Source organism: Novosphingobium sp. BL-52-GroH (assembly GCF_044813085.1).
In the GTDB taxonomy this organism is placed as follows: Bacteria; Pseudomonadota; Alphaproteobacteria; order Sphingomonadales; family Sphingomonadaceae; genus Novosphingobium.
In genome coordinates this window covers 357,552-374,624 of record NZ_CP171152.1, presented here as the reverse complement: position 1 = coordinate 374,624, position 17,073 = coordinate 357,552, and the positions used below count along the sequence as shown (strand labels likewise).

General features: G+C 68.1%; 16 protein-coding genes. 5 read left to right on the top strand and 11 right to left on the bottom strand.

From position 1 onward, the window contains the following. The first annotated feature begins 46 nt into the window (after positions 1–46). The 4 genes from ACFFDA_RS14365 (at position 47) to ACFFDA_RS14350 (ending at position 3,974) form a co-directional block, all read left to right on the top strand. Positions 47–349 (top strand): Hpt domain-containing protein, encoded by a 303-nt coding sequence (locus ACFFDA_RS14365; protein WP_404481144.1) that lies wholly within the window; start codon positions 47–49, stop codon positions 347–349. 87 nt (positions 350–436) lie between these two features. Next, entirely contained in the window at positions 437–1,618 is a 1,182-nt protein-coding gene (locus ACFFDA_RS14360) for a hypothetical protein (protein ID WP_404481142.1), read from the top strand. A gap of 35 nt (positions 1,619–1,653) precedes the next feature. Continuing rightward, positions 1,654–2,598: a hypothetical protein gene (locus tag ACFFDA_RS14355; protein ID WP_404481140.1), complete on the top strand. Its 945-nt coding sequence runs from the start codon at positions 1,654–1,656 to the stop codon at positions 2,596–2,598. Next, the gene (locus ACFFDA_RS14350; protein WP_404481138.1) at positions 2,598–3,974 is read left to right on the top strand and encodes a sensor histidine kinase; all 1,377 of its coding nucleotides are present in this window, start codon (positions 2,598–2,600) and stop codon (positions 3,972–3,974) included. Before ACFFDA_RS14355 ends, ACFFDA_RS14350 begins: the two co-directional genes overlap by 1 nt. Positions 3,975–3,998: 24 nt before the next feature. Here the strand turns inward: ACFFDA_RS14350 and ACFFDA_RS14345 are convergent, their stop codons facing one another. From ACFFDA_RS14345 to gltX, 3 genes are all read right to left on the bottom strand, one after another. After that, positions 3,999–4,199, bottom strand: coding sequence for a hypothetical protein (locus ACFFDA_RS14345; RefSeq protein ID WP_404481136.1), 201 nt, complete (start codon positions 4,197–4,199; stop codon positions 3,999–4,001). 255 nt (positions 4,200–4,454) lie between these two features. Further along, positions 4,455–5,738, bottom strand: coding sequence for a citrate synthase (locus ACFFDA_RS14340; RefSeq protein ID WP_404481134.1), 1,284 nt, complete (start codon positions 5,736–5,738; stop codon positions 4,455–4,457). 22 nt (positions 5,739–5,760) lie between these two features. Continuing rightward, positions 5,761–7,212 (bottom strand): glutamate--tRNA ligase, encoded by a 1,452-nt coding sequence (gene gltX / locus ACFFDA_RS14335; RefSeq protein ID WP_404481132.1) that lies wholly within the window; start codon positions 7,210–7,212, stop codon positions 5,761–5,763. Positions 7,213–7,334: 122 nt separating this feature from the next. Between gltX and ACFFDA_RS14330 the strand changes: the two genes are divergently transcribed. Then, positions 7,335–9,458 (top strand): ComEC/Rec2 family competence protein, encoded by a 2,124-nt coding sequence (locus ACFFDA_RS14330; RefSeq protein WP_404481129.1) that lies wholly within the window; start codon positions 7,335–7,337, stop codon positions 9,456–9,458. Between the two features lie 66 nt (positions 9,459–9,524). Here ACFFDA_RS14330 and lexA read toward each other — a convergent pair whose 3' ends face one another. The 8 genes from lexA to ACFFDA_RS14290 form a co-directional block, all read right to left on the bottom strand. Continuing rightward, positions 9,525–10,214: a transcriptional repressor LexA gene (lexA, locus tag ACFFDA_RS14325; RefSeq protein ID WP_404481127.1), complete on the bottom strand. Its 690-nt coding sequence runs from the start codon at positions 10,212–10,214 to the stop codon at positions 9,525–9,527. Positions 10,215–10,326: 112 nt separating this feature from the next. Further along, a complete protein-coding gene (locus tag ACFFDA_RS14320) occupies positions 10,327–11,544 on the bottom strand; it encodes a molybdopterin molybdotransferase MoeA (RefSeq protein ID WP_404481125.1) in 1,218 nt (405 codons plus the stop codon). Continuing rightward, complete coding sequence (moaC, locus tag ACFFDA_RS14315; RefSeq protein ID WP_404481123.1) at positions 11,541–12,026, bottom strand: cyclic pyranopterin monophosphate synthase MoaC; 486 nt, start codon at positions 12,024–12,026, stop codon at positions 11,541–11,543. Before moaC ends, ACFFDA_RS14320 begins: the two co-directional genes overlap by 4 nt. Before the next feature lie 181 nt (positions 12,027–12,207). Next, on the bottom strand, positions 12,208–12,996 hold the full coding sequence (trpC, locus tag ACFFDA_RS14310) for an indole-3-glycerol phosphate synthase TrpC (RefSeq protein WP_404481121.1): 789 nt from the start codon (positions 12,994–12,996) through the stop codon (positions 12,208–12,210). Between the two features lie 12 nt (positions 12,997–13,008). After that, a complete protein-coding gene (gene trpD / locus ACFFDA_RS14305; RefSeq protein WP_404481119.1) occupies positions 13,009–14,001 on the bottom strand; it encodes an anthranilate phosphoribosyltransferase in 993 nt (330 codons plus the stop codon). Then, a complete protein-coding gene (locus ACFFDA_RS14300; RefSeq protein ID WP_404481117.1) occupies positions 13,998–14,621 on the bottom strand; it encodes an anthranilate synthase component II in 624 nt (207 codons plus the stop codon). Before ACFFDA_RS14300 ends, trpD begins: the two co-directional genes overlap by 4 nt. Then, positions 14,618–15,427 (bottom strand): phosphodiester glycosidase family protein, encoded by an 810-nt coding sequence (locus ACFFDA_RS14295; protein ID WP_404481116.1) that lies wholly within the window; start codon positions 15,425–15,427, stop codon positions 14,618–14,620. The genes ACFFDA_RS14300 and ACFFDA_RS14295 overlap by 4 nt, the downstream gene beginning before the upstream one ends. Before the next feature lie 119 nt (positions 15,428–15,546). Next, the gene (locus ACFFDA_RS14290; RefSeq protein ID WP_404481115.1) at positions 15,547–17,073 is read right to left on the bottom strand and encodes an anthranilate synthase component I family protein; all 1,527 of its coding nucleotides are present in this window, start codon (positions 17,071–17,073) and stop codon (positions 15,547–15,549) included.

Below are 17,073 nucleotides of genomic sequence, written 5' to 3'. Positions count from 1 at the left end.
GGGGCAATAAACCCCGACTTAACGCATTGCCCACTATCCTGGGGAAATGGCTTATGAAGCAGGCGCCCTCGAAGCTACTCTCGCCGCCGCCGCCGGTGGTGATCCCGTCCTCATGGCCGAATTGCGCGCGGCCTTCGTGGACAGTGTCGCACGGCAGGTCGACTTGCTCGAACGCGCGCGGTGCGACGGCAACTGGGTGGTGGCGGCGATGCGCCTCAAGGGCCTGGCGGCAAGCTTCCATTCGGAGCGACTGCTGTCGATGGCCGACCAGGCACTCGACGCCGCTCCCGGCGAGCCGACCGCAGTGCGGCGTCTCAAAGCCTTCCTATCGGAGTTTTCCGAAGACTGATCTCCCGCTTTCGCTTGGCACCCGCCCGACACCTGCCTACATCAGGAAAGGGTCTGGAGTTGGAATTTGCGGATAGCATTGCTGGCCATGACGGAACCTGCCGGGGCAGGGCAGCCGTTTCCGCGCGCGTTCCTGCGCGTCGCGGGGGCGAGCGTCGCCCAGCACCAGCTCGGAATGGCTCTCGCGCTCGACTGCCAGCGGGTGATCTGCATGGCGCGCGGGACTTCGCCGGACCTGATCGCGCTCCAGCACGACGCCGAAGCCGCAGGGCTCCAGTTCACCATCGCCACGGGCCCGGGCCAGCTTGCCGGGCTGGTGACCGCCGGTGACGAGTTGATCGTGATTTCCGAGGGGCTGTTCGCCGACCCCGCGCAGGCGGTCGCCTTGTTCGAAGGGCGCGCACCGCTCGTGCTCGTACAGCCGGTGGAAGGTGCGCTGGCCGCAGGGTTCGAGCGAATCGACATCAACCGGGCCAGCGCCGGGCTGATGCGGGTGCCGGGCCAGATGGTGGAACGGCTTCACGAACTGCCCGCCGATTGCGACGTCATCTCCTCGCTCACGCGGATCGCGCTCCAGACCGGCATCTCCATGCGTGAAGTGCCGGCAGCGGCGCGCAGCGGTTCGGGCTGGCGGATGATCCGCAGCGAAGCCGAGGCCTACGCGCTCGAGGACGAATGGCTGCGCTCGCGCTTCGGCGAGGGAAGTTGCAGTTCGCCGGGACGGGCCGTGGCGCGCTTCGGAGTGCTCAGTTTCGGTTCCTCGCTGTTGCACGCGGGCAATGCCAGCAACGTGGTGTCGGCCGCGGTGCTTGCGGCAATCGCCATCGCGGCGGTGCTGGGCTGGTTCGGGCTCGTCTGGGGCGGCTTCGTTTTCGTCGCGATCGCCTGGCTGCTGGTCGAATCGAGCCGCCTGCTGCGCGCGGCCGAGCGGCATGCGCTGGGCCAGCCGTCTCCCGCCATTCCCCGTGCGGACGTGCTGGTGTGGCTGGTCGACCTCGCTTTCGCCTTCCTGATCCTGCTCGACATGCCCCGTTTCCCCGGCGAGCCGGTGATCGCGTGGCTGTGCACGCCGGCGATCCTGATGATGCTGCTGGTCCTCCTGCCGCGCATCGCCGGCGGCACCATCGCCGGATGGGTGGCGGACCGCGCATTGCTTGGGCTCGTTCTCGCGTTGGCGTCCGGCTTCGGGCAGATCCTGCTCGTCGTCCGGCTACTTTCGGCCGCCCTCGTGGCCGCGGCGCTCCTGCTGCCGCCGCGGCGGCACGGCTAACCTCGAATTAACCAGATGACGGTTAGACGAGTTAGATGATCGACCAGGCCGTTCCTCCGGCAGACACCGAAACCGTCGTAGCCGCATTGCGCGACGACTTGGCGCGGGGCGACGCCGTGGCCGGGACGGTCGCGCCGATCCTGCGGCACCTCGTCGCGGCGGGAGACGTGTCGGTCTTCAGCGAGGAAATTCTCGCCCGGGTCCGCGCCATGCTCGCGGACCTCGCCATCGCGCTGCTTGACGCGCTTGTCGGCACGGAAAGCCGCCGCGTGCATTCGGCCGGTGAAGTGGAAGTGGTGGGCCGCGCCCTGCTCGACAATCCGGCGCTGCTGACCCACCTTCATTCCCTCGCCCTGGAATGGCAGCTGACCGAGCGAATGCAGGCGCGCTTGGCTCTCGATCCGGTGATGTCGCCCCTGTTGCAGGGCTTGCTTCCCAACGACCAGGGCCTTGCGGCGGCGTTTGTAGGAGCCCAGGCACGTTGGTGCCAGGCCCAGCGACAGATGAAGCTGGCGCTGCGCGAACTGCCGGCCGAGTTGCTGAACGTCGCTCTCTATACCTTGCGCATGCTGGCAGGTGCCGAGCCCGAACTGGCCGCGCGCGCCACCGTCGCCGAGACCGAAATCCGCGCTTCCTACGATGAGGCATCTAGCCGCATGGGCCTAGCGGCCAAGCTCGTCGCGGGTCTGGGCGACGGCGCGTGGACCGCACTGGTGCTGGCGCGGGCCGGGGTCCCGCTGTTCCTGACCGCGATCGCGCAGGGATCGGGGCAGAACCGCGATGCGGTCGTGCTCTCGACCCACGAAGCCCAGATTGCGCGGCTTGCCCTTGCGCTGCGGGCCGCGGGACTGGAGCCGTGGCTGGTGGAGGAGCAGATCCTCGCGCTTCATTCCGAGATGCTGCTTCCCGAAGGTTTCGAGCGCATCGGTTCGGAGCAGGCGGCGACGATCCTGTCCTTGCACCCCGGACAGCCCGCCTGATGTTCGAATATGGCACTGTCCTGGCCTTCGCCACCAGCGACGTCGACGACCGGCTGCTGCGCGCGGACGAGCCACTGGCCGGGCTGCAGGTGCGGTGCGGCGGCGAACTGCCCGGCACAATCGCGGTGCCGGAACTGCTCGAACTGGTGCGAAAGGCGCGCCACTCGCGCTTCCGCATCGCCCGTTCGATCAACGCGCAGGACGGCAGCGACGCGATCTGCGCCTGGATCGAAGTCGAACCCGGCGCCGAGGGAGAGGGTTGCTCGATCCGCGTGCGCACCTGGCAGTCGTCGCCTGTCCTCCAGGAAGAGGGGGCGCTGGCGGAACAACGCCGCGCGGCGACAGACCGCCATCTCGCCGAACTGTCCGCCTATCTCGATGCCGGCCAGCGCGTGCTTGCAGCGACCTCTGAATCCCCCGAACTGGCGGAGCTTGTCTCGGCGATGGAGGCCGGTGTCGGCCAGGTCTGGACCGAATTTCTCGCGCCCGAGAACGTCACTCACCAGCAGCCCCTGCACTGGCGCCTGCTCGACGGGACCCGCGTGATCGTGCCGGGATCGCAGCGATCCTGGCGGGTCTCCCTCGTTCCGCACATGGCGCCGGGCTTCGAGCCTTCCGGGTTCGAACTGCTGCTGCTGTCGGACCAGCCTGCCGGCCAAGGTCCCACTGTCGTCGAGCCGGCCATTCGGCCGCCACGGCGCAGCCTGGTCGGTCAGGACCTGGCGCCGGTGCTCAAGCAGCCGATCGCGCGCATCATCGCCAATGCCGAGACCATCCGTACCCGTCTCGCAGGACCTTTGCCCGACGCCTATGCCGAATATGCGGGCGAGATCGCCAGCGCAGGCACGCTGTTGCTCGGCCTGCTCGAGGACATGGCGGACCTCGAGGTCGTCGAGTCCGACAGCTTCACCACTTTGCCCGATCCGATCGACCTGTCCGAAGTCGCCCGCCAGGCCGCCGGCATTCTGGGCGTGCGTGCGCGGGAGAAAGGGATCGTCATCGACCCGCCGCCGTTCGAACAGACGCTTCCCGCGCTGGCCGAGTTCCGGCGCGTCCTCCAGGTGCTGCTCAACCTCGTCGGCAACGCGATCCGCTATTCGCCCGAGAATTCGCGCATCGCGATCCACCTGCAAGCCGCGGGCGAGCGCGCTCGGGTGATCGTCTCGGACCAGGGGCCGGGCTTGAGCGAGCCTGAACAGGCGCGCGTCTTCGAGAAATTCGAGCGCCTTGGCCGCAGTGGCGACGGTGGCTCGGGCCTAGGCCTCTACATCTCGCGCAGCCTTGCCCGCGCGATGGGCGGAGACCTGACGGTGGAGAGCATGGCCGGGCAGGGTGCGCGCTTCATCCTCGAAGTCCCGGCCGACCCGGGGGCCTGACGCCGCACCCGGCCGTGCTTCGCCTCAGCGACCGCGGCGAGCGAGCCAGACGACGATCCCGCCGACCATGGCCAGCACTGCCCCGCGCACGGCCCAGCCGCGATCGGCGAGCATGAAGCTGTCGGCCGGCCACAACAGTACTCCGGTTCCCTGCCCGACGAAGAGCAGCCCCGCAGCGATGGCGAGAACGCCCAGGATCATCGCCAAGATTCGAATGAACAGCATTTTATCGCGCCCCGTTTATTACACCTAGGGTGACCTCAGGATGCGGCCGGATTGTGGCGTATTCGCGCCGACTTGCCCAGTCCCCACGAAAAAGGCGGCCCCACGAAAAAAGGCGGCCCCACGAAAAAGGCCGGCCCCACGAAAAAGGCCGGCCCCACGAAAAAGGCCGGCCCCACGAAAAAGGCCCCCGCTTTCGCGAGGGCCTCCTTCGGATACCGCGACTGCTCGCGGAACGGGTAGGTCAGCGCCTGCGGATCAACGCTTGTCGATCGCCAGGTAGTCGCGCTGCGTCGGCCCGGTGTAGAGCTGGCGCGGACGACCGATCTTCTGGCCTGGATCGGAGATCATCTCGTTCCACTGCGCCACCCAGCCGACGGTGCGGGCGAGGGCGAAGAGCACGGTGAACATCGTCGTCGGGAAGCCGATCGCCGACAGGATGATGCCTGAATAGAAGTCGACGTTGGGGAACAGCTTCTTCTCGACGAAGTACGGATCGCTGAGAGCGAGTTCCTCGAGGCGCAGCGCGGTCTCGAAGAGGGGGTCGGTGACCTTGAGCGCGTCGAAGACCTCGCGCAGGGTCGACTGCATGACCGTCGCGCGCGGATCGTAGTTCTTGTAGACGCGGTGACCGAAGCCCATCAGGCGGAACGGATCGTTCTTGTCCTTGGCGCGCTCGATGTAGTGCGGGATGCGATCGGGGGTGCCGATCTCCTTGAGCATGTTGAGCGCGGCTTCGTTGGCGCCGCCATGCGCGGGGCCCCACAGGCAGGCGATGCCCGCGGCGATGCATGCGAACGGGTTGGCGCCCGACGAGCCGGCGAGGCGCACGGTCGAGGTCGAAGCGTTCTGCTCGTGGTCGGCGTGGAGGATGAAGATGCGGTCCATCGCCTTTTCGATGGCGGGGATCACTTCATATTCTTCTGCCGGCACGCCGAAGGTCATGCGCAGGAAGTTGCCGGTGTAGCTCAGCGAGTTGTCGGGATAGACGAACGGCTGGCCGACCGAATACTTGTAGGCCATCGCTGCGATCGTGGGCATCTTCGCGATCAGGCGGTGCGAGCTGATCTTGCGATGCTCGGGGTCCGCGATGTCGGTCGAATCGTGGTAGAACGCCGAAAGCGCGCCGACCACGCCGCACATGATCGCCATCGGGTGGGCGTCACGGCGGAAGCCGCGATAGAACGTCGCCAGCTGCTCGTGCAGCATGGTATGGCGCGTGATGGTGTTCTCGAACGTGGTAAGCTCGTCCTTGCTCGGCAGTTCGCCGTTGAGCAGCAGGTAGCTCGTTTCCATGAACGAGGACTTCTCGGCCAGCTGGCCGATCGGGTAGCCGCGATGCAGCAGAACGCCTTCGTCGCCGTCGATGTAGGTCAGCGCCGACTCGCAGCTCGCGGTCGAAGTGAAGCCCGGGTCGAACGTGAACTTGCCGGTCTGGGCATAGAGCTTGCGGATGTCGACGACATCCGGGCCGACGCTGCCCTTAAGGATCGGGTACTCGAAGTCCGCGCCACCAGCGCTCAGTTTAGCCTGATCACCCACCAGTTATATCTCCTTTTGACGGTTACTCGACTGGAACGTCCGCCTGCGCACCGATACGTGCGAGGCTCTCTTCCCGTCCGAGCAAAACCAGTACGTCGAAAATCCCCGGCGAGGTCGTCTGACCTGTCAGGGCCGCTCGCAGCGGTTGTGCGAGCTTGCCGAGTCCCAGTCCCAGTTCCTCGGCCATTGCCTTCAGGTTTCCTTCCAGTTCCTCCAGCGTCCAGTCGATCGGACCGGACAGGCGCTCATGAACCGCGGCCAGGCGGCCACGCGCCTCGTCGGTCAGGAGGCCGAGCGCCTTTTCGCTCATGGCGAGGGGACGCTTGGCAAACAGGAAGGCAGAGCCTTCTGCAAGTTCGTTGAGGTCCTTTGCTCGGACCTTGAGAACGGGCATCGCGCGCGACAGCAGGTCGAGGCCGGCATCGGCAGCCCCGTCCCCGTTTGTCGGCAGGCGCGGCGCGACCAGTTCGGCGAGCCGGAGGTCGTCGGCCTCGCGCAGGTAGTGCCCGTTGAGATTGTGTACTTTCGCGAGGTCGAAGCGCGAGGGCGACTTGCCCACGTCGACCATGTCGAACCATTCGACTGCCTGCTCGCGCGATATGATCTCGTCGTCACCGTGGCCCCAGCCCAGGCGAAGCAGGTAGTTGAACAGCGCTTCGGGCAGGATGCCCAGTTCGTCGCGGTAGGAATCGACGCCCAGCGCGCCGTGGCGCTTGGACAGCTTGGCGCCGTCGGCGCCGTGGATCAGCGGGACGTGGCCATAGACCGGCACGTCCCAGCCCATTCCCTTGATGATGACGAGTTGGCGGAAGGCGTTGTTGAGATGGTCGTCGCCGCGCAGGACGTGGGTCACGCCCATGTCGTGGTCGTCCACCACCACCGCCAGCATGTAGACCGGGGTGCCGTCGCTTCGCAGGATGACGAAGTCGTCGATCTCGACGTTCTGCACGGTGACCGAGCCCTGGACGAGGTCCTCGATCGTCGTCTCGCCTTCGCGCGGTGCCTTCATGCGCACGACCCAGGGCTTGTCAGCCGGCCAGGTCGAGGGATCGGCATCGCGCCATTCGCTGTCGATGCGGAACGGGCGACGCTCTTCCTGCGCCTTCTGGCGACGCTCGGCGAGTTCCTCGGGCGTCAGATAGCAGCGATAGGCATGCCCGCTCTCCAGCAACTGCGCCGCGACTTCGGCATGGCGTGCCGAACGGGCGAACTGGAACACTGGCGCTTCGTCGCCCTGCAGGCCGAGCCATGTCAGGCCGTCGAAGATCGCCTCGATCGCGGGTTCCGTCGAACGCGCGCGATCGGTGTCCTCGACCCGCAGCAGGTACTTGCCGCCGTGGTGGCGGGCGAAGAGCCAGTTGAAAAGGGCCGTGCGGGCGCCGCCGATATGCAGGAAACCCGTGGGCGAGGGGGCAAAGCGCGTGACGACGGCCTTGGCGCCCGTCGTTCCGCCCGTTGCACTACCGCTTGCCATCGATACCACCTTATTGTCCTATGCGCGCCATGGGGAGCCCGGCCGCAACTCTTGAAAATCAGCCCCCGGAAGGCCGCGGAGCCGCTGCATTGCAGCATCGGCCATGGAACAGCGGAGGCGACTTGTCGAGGCCTTTGGCGGCCATCGAGCGATTTCTTTCGCAGGCCGGATTCGATCGCGGACCGTGGCTCACGGTGGCCTTCGCGGGCGGCATCGTGACGTGGTTTGCGCTTCCTTCGCCGCCCTTCTGGGTCGGCTTCTGCGGCCTGTGTGTGGTGTTCGCGACGACGGGGATGGCGCCATGGCCCGGGCGCGAGGCCTATCCGCGCCTGCGCAAGGCCGCATTGGTCCTGCCGCTGCTTGCGATGGCGGGATGCCTGACGATTTGGACACGCTCGGAAATTGTGGGGGAAGTGCCTTTGGAGCGCCCGTTCGCGGGTTCGTTCACGGCAAGGGTACTGGACATCCAGCCACAGCCCGCGCTCGGGCGTGACCGGCTGATACTGGCGATGCGCGAGCCGGACGGCGGCCGGTCGATCAAGATACGCCTCAACGTAACCCGTACGGATGCCGCCGCGCCGGTCGGCATCGGCGACATCGTGCGCTTCAGGGGCCGGCTGATGCCGCCGGCGCCGCCGATGCTGCCCGGCGCCTACAATTTCGCGCGGACGGCCTGGTTCTCGGGAATTGCCGGCAGCGGTTCGGCTCTCGGCGAGGTGCAGGTCGTGCGGCAGGGAGAGCCGGGCGGTGGCAGGCTGTCGGGATTGCGCCGGGCGTTGTCCGACCACATCCGCGAGCGAATCGGTGAGGAGCGGGCCGGCATAGCCAGCGCGCTCGTCACCGGCGACAGGGGCGGCATCACCGAAGCCGACGACGAGGCGATGCGCGACTCCGGGCTTGCGCACCTGCTTTCGGTTAGCGGGCTGCACGTCAGCGCCGTAGTCGGCGCCATCTACGTCCTGGTCGTGCGCGTCCTGGCGCTGTTCCCCTGGCTCGCCCTGCGCGTCCGCCTGCCGATGGTGGCCGCAGCGGTCGGGGCGCTGGCCGGCGTGGCCTATACCCTGATTTCCGGTTCGGAAGTTCCGACAGTACGATCGTGCATCGGCGCGCTGCTGGTTCTCGTGGCGCTGGCGCTGGGTCGCGAACCCCTGTCGTTGCGGATGCTGGCCGTCGCGGCGTTCTGCGTCATGCTGCTCTGGCCCGAGGCTGTTACCGGGCCGAGCTTCCAGATGAGCTTCGGCGCGGTGCTGGCGCTGGTCGCGCTCACCACGGCCGGCCCCGTGCGTGCCTTCGTCGCCCCGCGGGACGAATTGCTGGCGGCGCGGGCGCTGCGCCACCTGGCGATGTTGCTTCTGACCGGCATCGTCATCGACCTCGTGCTCATGCCGATCGGGCTTTTCCACTTCCACCGCGCGGGCATCTACGGCGCCCTGGCGAACGTCCTCGCCATTCCGCTGACGACGTTCGTGGTCATGCCCCTGCTTGCCGGTGCCCTGGTCCTCGACGTGCTGGGAGCAGGCTGGCCGCTATGGTGGCTGGCGCAGAGCGCGATCGACCTGTTGACCGGCCTGGCTCACTGGTTTGCATCGCGGCCGGGCGCCGTGGCGATCCTGCCGGCCGGGGCGAACGGTGCCTTCCTGGTGTTCGTGGCCGGAGGCTTGTGGATCGGCTTGTGGAGCGGGCGGGTCCGCTGGATCGGCCTTCCGCCTGCGCTGCTTGGCGCGGGACTGCTCGCCGTCGCTTCGCCGCCCGATATCCTGGTCTCCGGAGACGGGCGCCACGTCGGCCTGGTCGAGGCCGGTGGCCAGCGGCTGTTCGTCCTGCGTGACGGCGGTGAAGGCTATGCGCGCGACAACTTGCGCGAACTGGCCGGCATGGAAGGCGATCCCGTACCGCTCAATCGCTGGCCCGGAGCGCACTGCAACCGCGATTTCTGCGCGCTCCCACTGAAGCGCGAAGGCGGCACCTGGCGCCTGCTGGTATCGCGCGGGCGGGACGCGGTGCCCGAGCGCGCTCTCGCGGCGGCCTGCGATCGCAGCGACATCGTGATTTCCGATCGCTGGCTTCCGGGCAGTTGCCGCCCCCGCTGGTTCAAGGCGGACCGGGGCCTGCTGAACCGAACCGGCGGACTTGCCGTGCACTTGTCCGAGCGGCGGTTGGCCACCGTCGCGGATGGCGAGGGCGAACACGGTTGGTGGCGCCCCTCGGAACCGGGGCCAGCGACCATTCCCGACCCGCCTCGATGATCGGTCGGAAATCGTCAGGGAGCTTGCACTGAGGTTCGCACGGGGCTCGTGCCGCGACACCTCGTTTCAGTGATAGCGCCGCAGCAGTCCTGCAAGCTTGCCCTGGACTTCGACTTCGTCGGGGCCGTAGATCTGCGGTTCGTAGGCGGCGTTGGCGGGATCGAGGCGGACCATGCCGTTTTCCCGGCGCAAGTACTTGAGCGTCGCTTCTTCGCCGCGGATCAGGGCAACGACGATTTCCCCGTCGCGGGCGGTGTTGGTGCGCTTCACCAGTGCGAAATCGCCATCGAGAATACCTGCCTCGACCATGGAGTCCCCGGACACTTCGAGGGCGTAATGCTCCCCGGAGCCGAGCAATGCCGCAGGGACCGACAGCGATGACTGCCCTTCGAGCGCTTCGATCGGAACGCCGGCGGCAATTCGGCCATGCAGCGGAATCTCGATGACGTCGTTGGCTGCTTCGGGCGCGCGCTGGGGCGTGCGGCCGGGCGTGTCGTCGTTGCTGTTGGCCGGCGCGGGGCGCGGGGCCCTGGTGCCGGTGTCGTCAGGCTGGCGCAAGACTTCGAGGGCGCGGGCACGATTGGGCAGGCGACGAATGAAACCGCGTTCCTCGAGCGCCGAAATCAGGCGATGCACGCCCGATTTCGATTTCAGGTCCAGCGCTTCCTTCATCTCCTCGAAGCTGGGGGAGATGCCGCTTTCCTCAAGCCGGGCCTGGATGAAACGGAGCAATTCGTGCTGCTTGCGCGTCAACATTGTCGCTGCCTTCTCGTTGCGACCGGGCGAAGGTCCCTTCGGCCGGGAATGTTCCTATCGCGAACATTGCGAGAACAATTAAGCAACGAATTTAACTGCGTCAAGCAATGCCTCAGGCGATACCGCCATTCCGGAGCAGGAATATGCGCACTTCGTCACCGGGCTCTGCGGCAGGTGCGCGGGCGGGTCGATCGATCAGTACGTTGCTGGCGGCTAGCGAGGCGAGGGCGCCGCTGTCCTGTATCGCGTGCGGCACCACGGTTTCGCCGTCCCACCATCCACGCAGGAATTCCCGGCGTGGCCCGTTGGCGCGGACCGGAGTGCCGAGGCGGGTGGTGATCCGCATCGGCAGTGCCTCGCCAGCCCCCAGCATCCGGCGCAGCAGCGGGAGGAGGAAGTGATAGGCGGTCACGAAGCTCGACACGGGATTGCCCGGAAGTCCCAGGATGATCTGCCTATGCCCATCGCGTTGGCGGGTCGCGACGAGGATCGGCTTGCCCGGCTTGATGGCGACGCGCCAGAAATCGAGACTGGCGCCCCACCCCTCGAGCGCAGGGCGCACGAGGTCGTGGTCGCCGACCGAGGCACCGCCGCTGGTGACGATGACGTCCGCTGTCGACGCCGCATCGAAGGCTGCGGTGAGTGCCGCGATCGTGTCCGCCACGGGCCCGATGCGGTTCGCTTCCACCGTCAGCGAGCGGGCGAGCGCGAGCAGCATGGCACCGTTGCTCGCGGGGATCTGGTGGGGGCCGCACAGCTCCGGATCGGAGGCGAGTTCGTCGCCGCTGTCGATCACGGCGATCCGCGGCATGCGGTGGACGGGAAGGTGCTTGTGCCCGGCGGACATCGCGAGCGCCGCCTGGGCCGGGCCGATGCGGGTGCCGGCGGGCAGGACTTCGGCGCCTTCGGCAAAATCCATGCCGCAGGGGCGGATGTGCTTGTGCGCGGGTTCGGGCGGCTCGCCGGTCATGACGAGGTCGCGGTCGCGCCGGTCGAGGTCTTCCTGCAGGATCACCGCCTCGGCCCCGCGCGGGAGGATCGCGCCGGTCGAGATTCGCACCGCCTCGCCGCTCGCGACGATGCCGGGATAGGGATGGCCGGCAGCGCTTTCGCCGACGATGCGCCAAGGACCGGCAAGGTCTCCGGCAGTGACCGCATAGCCGTCCATCGCCGACAGCGCCGCTGCGGGCTGGGTGCGGCGCGCCTGCAACGGCTCGGCGAGATAGCGGCCGAGAGCCCCCTCGACGTCGACGTGTTCGATCGAAAGGGGGGCCGTGAGCGCAAGCAGCCGGGCCTGCGCCTCTTCCAGCGGGAGCGGGGCGGAACTCATGCGCCCCAGCCCTCCGCCTGCCAGTGACCGGACTTGCCGCCGCGCTTCTCGACAAGGCGAATCGCGCCGATCACCATGCCCTTGTCGAGCGCCTTGGCCATGTCGTAGATTGTCAGGAGTGCGATGGAAGTGGCTGTCATTGCTTCCATTTCCACGCCCGTCCTGCCTGTCAGCGAGGCTGTCGCAGTGGCCCGGATCGCATCGGCCTCGAACGCGAAGTCCAGGTTGACGGCGTCGATCATCAGCGGGTGGCACATCGGGATGAGGTCGGAGGTCCGCTTCGCGGCCATGATCCCGGCGATGCGCGCGGTGCCCAGCACGTCGCCCTTGGGCGCGTCGCCGGCCCGGATCGCGGCGAGGGCCTGCGCCGACATCTCGATCCGCCCCGAGGCGACCGCGATACGCTGCGTTTCCGCCTTTGCTCCCACGTCGACCATGCGCGCGGTGCCATCCGAATCGATATGGGTGAGGGATTTGCTCATGTTACGCGATCGATCCCGAACAGGTTTACACGGTTTACACTGTCCAGGACCGTAAGACGAAGGGCGGTCCGACATGCCATCTTGCGGACGGGACGAGGGCGGGCAGGGGACTTCATGCCGCTTCGATGACACATCCTGACGCGGTAGGACAGAGGGCGCGCGACCGGGGTTACGGGGTGGTTCAGGCGCCCGTCAGGAGCGCGCGCGTGGCGGCTTCGACGTCGGGCTGGCGCATCAGGCTTTCGCCGACGAGGAAAGTCCGCGCACTGGAGGCCAGGCGCTGGAGGTCGGCGTATGTGTTGATGCCGCTCTCGCTCACCAGCAGGGTGCCTTCAGGCGCGAGCGGGGCAAGGCGCTCGGTCGTCCCGATGTCGGTGACGAAGCGCTTCAGGTCTCGGTTGTTCACACCGATAAGCCTCGATTTCAAGCGACTTGCCCGCTCCATCTCAAGTTCGTTGTGAACTTCGACGAGGCAGTCCATGCCGCGTTCCAGCGCGGCAGCCTCGATTTCGGCCATGAGCGTGTCGTCGAGCGCGGCGACGATGATGAGGATCGCGTCCGCGCCGATCGCCCGGGTCTCGGCGACCTGCCAGGGGTCGACCATGAAGTCCTTGCGGATGACCGGCAGCGTGCAGGCGGCACGAGCGTCCATCAGGAAGTCCTCGTGGCCCTGGAAGTAAGGCGCGTCGGTGAGCACCGAGAGGCATGTGGCGCCGCCCTTTTCGTAGGCGACCGCGTGTTCCGCGGGGCGGAAGTCGGGGCGGATCAGGCCTTTCGACGGGCTCGCCTTCTTGATCTCGGCGATCAGTGCGAAGCCGGTTGCCGCCTTGGCGCGCAAGGCTGCCTCGAAGCCGCGCGGGGCGGTCGATTGGGTGGCGATGGCGTCGAGGTCGGCGATCGTGGCGAGCCCCTTGCGGGCGGCGACTTCCTCGCGCTTGGTGTCGCAGATCTCGGTGAGCTTGTCGGTCATGCTTGTCGTCTTTCAGGCGCGCGTCGCCGCGATCCAGCAGTCGAGCAGGGCCTTGGCGAGGCCCTTGTCGATGGTTTCGGCGGCTTCCTCGACGCCTTCGGTCCAGCTTTCCACTTCGCCCGCGACGAGCAGGGCACCCGCCGCGTTGAGCAGGACGGCGTCGCGGTAGGCCCCGGGTTCGCCCATCAGCAGGCGGCGCAGGGCCTCGGCGTTGTAGGCTGGGTCGCCGCCGCGGATCGCCGCGACCGGGGCGATGGCGAGGCCCGCGTCCTGCGGACTGACGCGGCGCATCGACAGCTCGGCGCCGCGCACGTCGGCCACTTCGTTGCCGCCGGCAAGGCTCAGCTCGTCGAGGCCTTCGTCGCCCGAGATCACCATCGAGTGCTCGGTGCCCAGGCGCAGCAGCGCCTCGGCGTAGATCGGCACGTAGGCGGGGCGGGCGATGCCGACCAACTGGCGCGAGACTTGCGCGGGATTGGCGAGCGGGCCCATCAGGTTGAAGATCGTGCGCCGGCCGAGCGCCTTTCGCAGCGGCATGAGCCGCCCCATCGTCGGGTGGTGGCGCGCGGCGAACAGGAAGCCGATGCCGATCTCGGACAGCGTCGATTCGGCGGTTTCCACCGCACGGTCGAGGTCGAGGCCAAGCGCTTCGAGAGTGTCGGCGGCGCCCGCCTTGGAGCTGGCGGCGCGGTTGCCGTGCTTGGCGACGGGGACGCCGGCGGCCGCGACCACCAGCGACACCGCGGTCGAGACGTTGAGGGTGTGGAAGCCGTCGCCGCCGGTGCCGCATACGTCGATGGCGTTGGCGGGGGCATTCACCGGAATCATCCGGGCACGCATCGCGCGGGCGGCGCCGGCGATCTCGCTGGCGGTCTCGCCCCGGTCGGACAGGGCGACGAGGAAGGCGGCGATCTGTTCTTCGGGCACCTCGCCGTCGAGGATCGCGGCGAAGGCGGCCTCGGCTTCGTCTTCGGCGATCGGGTGCAGCGGATCGGGAAGCGTCATGCGGCCTTCGTCTCGTCGGCGACGGGGGCGATCACCCGGTCGGGCAGTCGCGCGTCGATGCCGGCGAGGCGCAGGAAGTTCGCGAGCATGGCGTGGCCGTGTTGGGTGGCGATGCTCTCCGGGTGGAACTGGACGCCGTGGATCGGCAGTTCGACATGGCGGAAGCCCATGACGTGGCCGTCGTCCGAGCGGGCGTTGACCACCAGCGTCTCGGGGATGTTCTCGACGATCAGCGAATGGTAGCGCGCCGCCTTCATCGGCGAGGGCACGTTCTCGAACAGGCCGGTGCCGTCGTGCTCGATGGTGGAGGTCTTGCCGTGCATCAGCCCGCCGCGCACGACCTTGCCGCCGAAGTACTGGCCGATCGACTGGTGCCCCAGGCACACGCCGAGCAGAGGGATGCCCGCCTTGGCCGCCGCGCCGACGAGGCCGAGGCTGATGCCCGCCTCGTTGGGGGTGCAGGGGCCGGGCGACACGAGGAAGCCTTGCGGGGCCATCTCCATCGCGAGGCCCACGCTCAGCGCGTCGTTGCGCACGACTTGGACTTCGGCGCCCAGTTCCATGACGTAATGGACCAGGTTCCAGGTGAAGCTGTCGTAGTTGTCGATGACCAGGATCATTTCTTCGCCTTTGCGCTTTTTTCGACGACGATCAAGGGGCCGAGCGGGGGGCCGCCATCGACGCGGCCATGTTCGGGGTCCCACAGCGAGGAGACGCTGCCGTCGAGGAAGAGGGCGTTCGGGCATTTCAGCCCGTCGCGAAAATAGCGGGCGAGCCTGCCGAACGAGACAGGCTCGTCGGAAATGACGAAGTGGGCGCGTCCCTGCGCATCGACGCCGACGCCGTTGCGGACCTTGAGCGACTTGCCGGCCTCGTCCGCGGCGGCGTCGATCTTCGGGTGCAGCTTGCCGGCGATGACCAGCATCGGCCCGGACTGGGTGCCGAAATCGGGGCGGTCGGTGACGCCTTTCTCGAAGTCCTGCGCGGTGCGGACATGCCAGTTGCCGGCCGCGTCGCCGTAGAACACGCCGTTGGGCAGGAGGTGGAAATTGCCCCAGCCTTCCCGGGTGTTGAGTGCGTCGCGCTTCTCGCCTTCCTCGACGTAGTAGCCGATCGGGTAGCCGGCGGCGTCGAACATGCCCCCGTTGATGGCGAAGGCGACCTCGTGGCTCTTGCCCGGGCGACCCACCGCGAGCTGCGACAGGCTGCGATAGGGCGCGCCATCCCTGGGGCCGAGGACGGCGTGGATGGTGTGGCGGCCGGGGACGGCGGTGCAGTGGGTGAAGCTGGCGCCTTCGAACGTCGCGCCCTGGCATGGCGGCGGGGGCGGTACGTCGGGCTTCGGCTCCGCGTCAGAGGAGCAGGCGGCGAGGAGGAGTGCCGCGGCGAGAGCGCTGCTTCGGATCGCATGCGCCTTTCGGTGCATCAGACGCCCCTTTACGACATCCCCGCCTTCGCGGGACTGTCGAAGGGAACGGTGACGGAGGTGTGGGCGGTCCGGAAACGTTTCGCGTCGCGAGGAACGGTCCTGCGGCGCGCCCGCCGTCACTGCCCGAACCCCGGCTCCCCTGCCACGCGGATCGCCTCGCGCGCGGCGGCGAAGAGGGCGCCGCTCTTGGCTTCGCATTCGCGCTGTTCGTAGTCCGGGTCGCTGTCGGCGACGATGCCGGCGCCGGCCTGGACGTGGAGCACTCCGTCCTTGAGCAGGCCGGTGCGCAGGACGATGCAGCTATCCACCGAGCCGTCGGGGGCGAAATAGCCCACGCCGCCCGCATAAGGCCCGCGCGTTTCGGGCTCCAGCTCGGCGATGACTTCGCAGGCCCGCACTTTCGGGGCGCCCGAGACGGTGCCGGCGGGGAACCCCGCGAGCACCGCGTCGATGGCATCGTGCCCGGCGGTGTCCAGCTTGCCGACCACGTTCGAGACGATGTGCATGACGTGGCTGTAGCGCTCGATCGTGTAGCTGTCGGTCACTTCGACCGTGCCGGCCTGCGCCACGCGGCCGACGTCGTTGCGGCCGAGGTCGAGCAGCATCAGGTGCTCGGCGCGTTCCTTGGGATCGGCGAGCAGGGCAATCTCGTTGGCCTTGTCCTCCGCCGGGGTCTTCCCGCGTGGGCGGGTGCCGGCGATCGGGCGGATGGTGACCTCGGGCTTGCCGTTCGAATCCGCGCGCACGCGGACCAGGATTTCCGGGCTCGAGCCGATCAGCGCGAAGCCGGGCAGGTCGAGGAAATAGAGGAACGGCGAGGGGTTGATGCGGCGCAGGCTGCGGTAGAGCGCCAGCGGCGGCAGCGGAAATTCGCACGTGAACCGCTGGGCGAGCACGACCTGGAAGATGTCGCCCGCCTCTATGTAGTCCTTGGCCTTGAGAGCCATGGCCTTGTAGTGCTCGGGCGCCATGACCGGGGTGCGCACCGGCTCGGGCAGGTCGGCGGGGGCGGCGCCCTCGGGCGCAGGCGCGGCGAGGCGGCGCAGCGCCTCGTCGATGCGCTCGGCGGCGCGCTGGACTTCCTGCGAGGGCCGGCCGCTACCGGGCCAGACCGGCGCGACGCAGTACAGTTCGTCGGAAAGCCGGTCGAAGACGAGGATCAGCGAGGGGCGCACGAACAGCATGTCCGGCACGTCGAGCGGGCTCTGCGGCGCGCGCGGCAGCTTCTCGACGAGGCCGATGGTCTCGTAGCCGAAATAGCCGACGAGGCAGGCCAGCGCCGGCGGCAGCTCCACAGGCACGTCGCAGCGGCAGCTTTCGACGAGCGCGCGCAGTTCGGTCAGGCTGTCGCCGGCGAGCGGGGCGAAGGCGCCGCGGTCGGCCTGCCAGTCGCGATTGATCTCGCAGGCCGGGCCCACGGCGCGAAACACCAGGTCCGGGTCGAGGCCAATCAGGCTGTAGCGCCCGCGCGTCTCGCCGCCCTCGACCGATTCGAGCAGGAAATCGCCGCGGCCGTCCTCGAACAGCTTGAGCGCGGCACCCACCGGCGTCTCGGTATCGGCGACGAGCCGGCGCCAGACGAGGGCCGGTTTGCCCCGCGCAAGCTGCTCCAGCGCCGTCTTGTGATCCGATTCGCGTTCCAT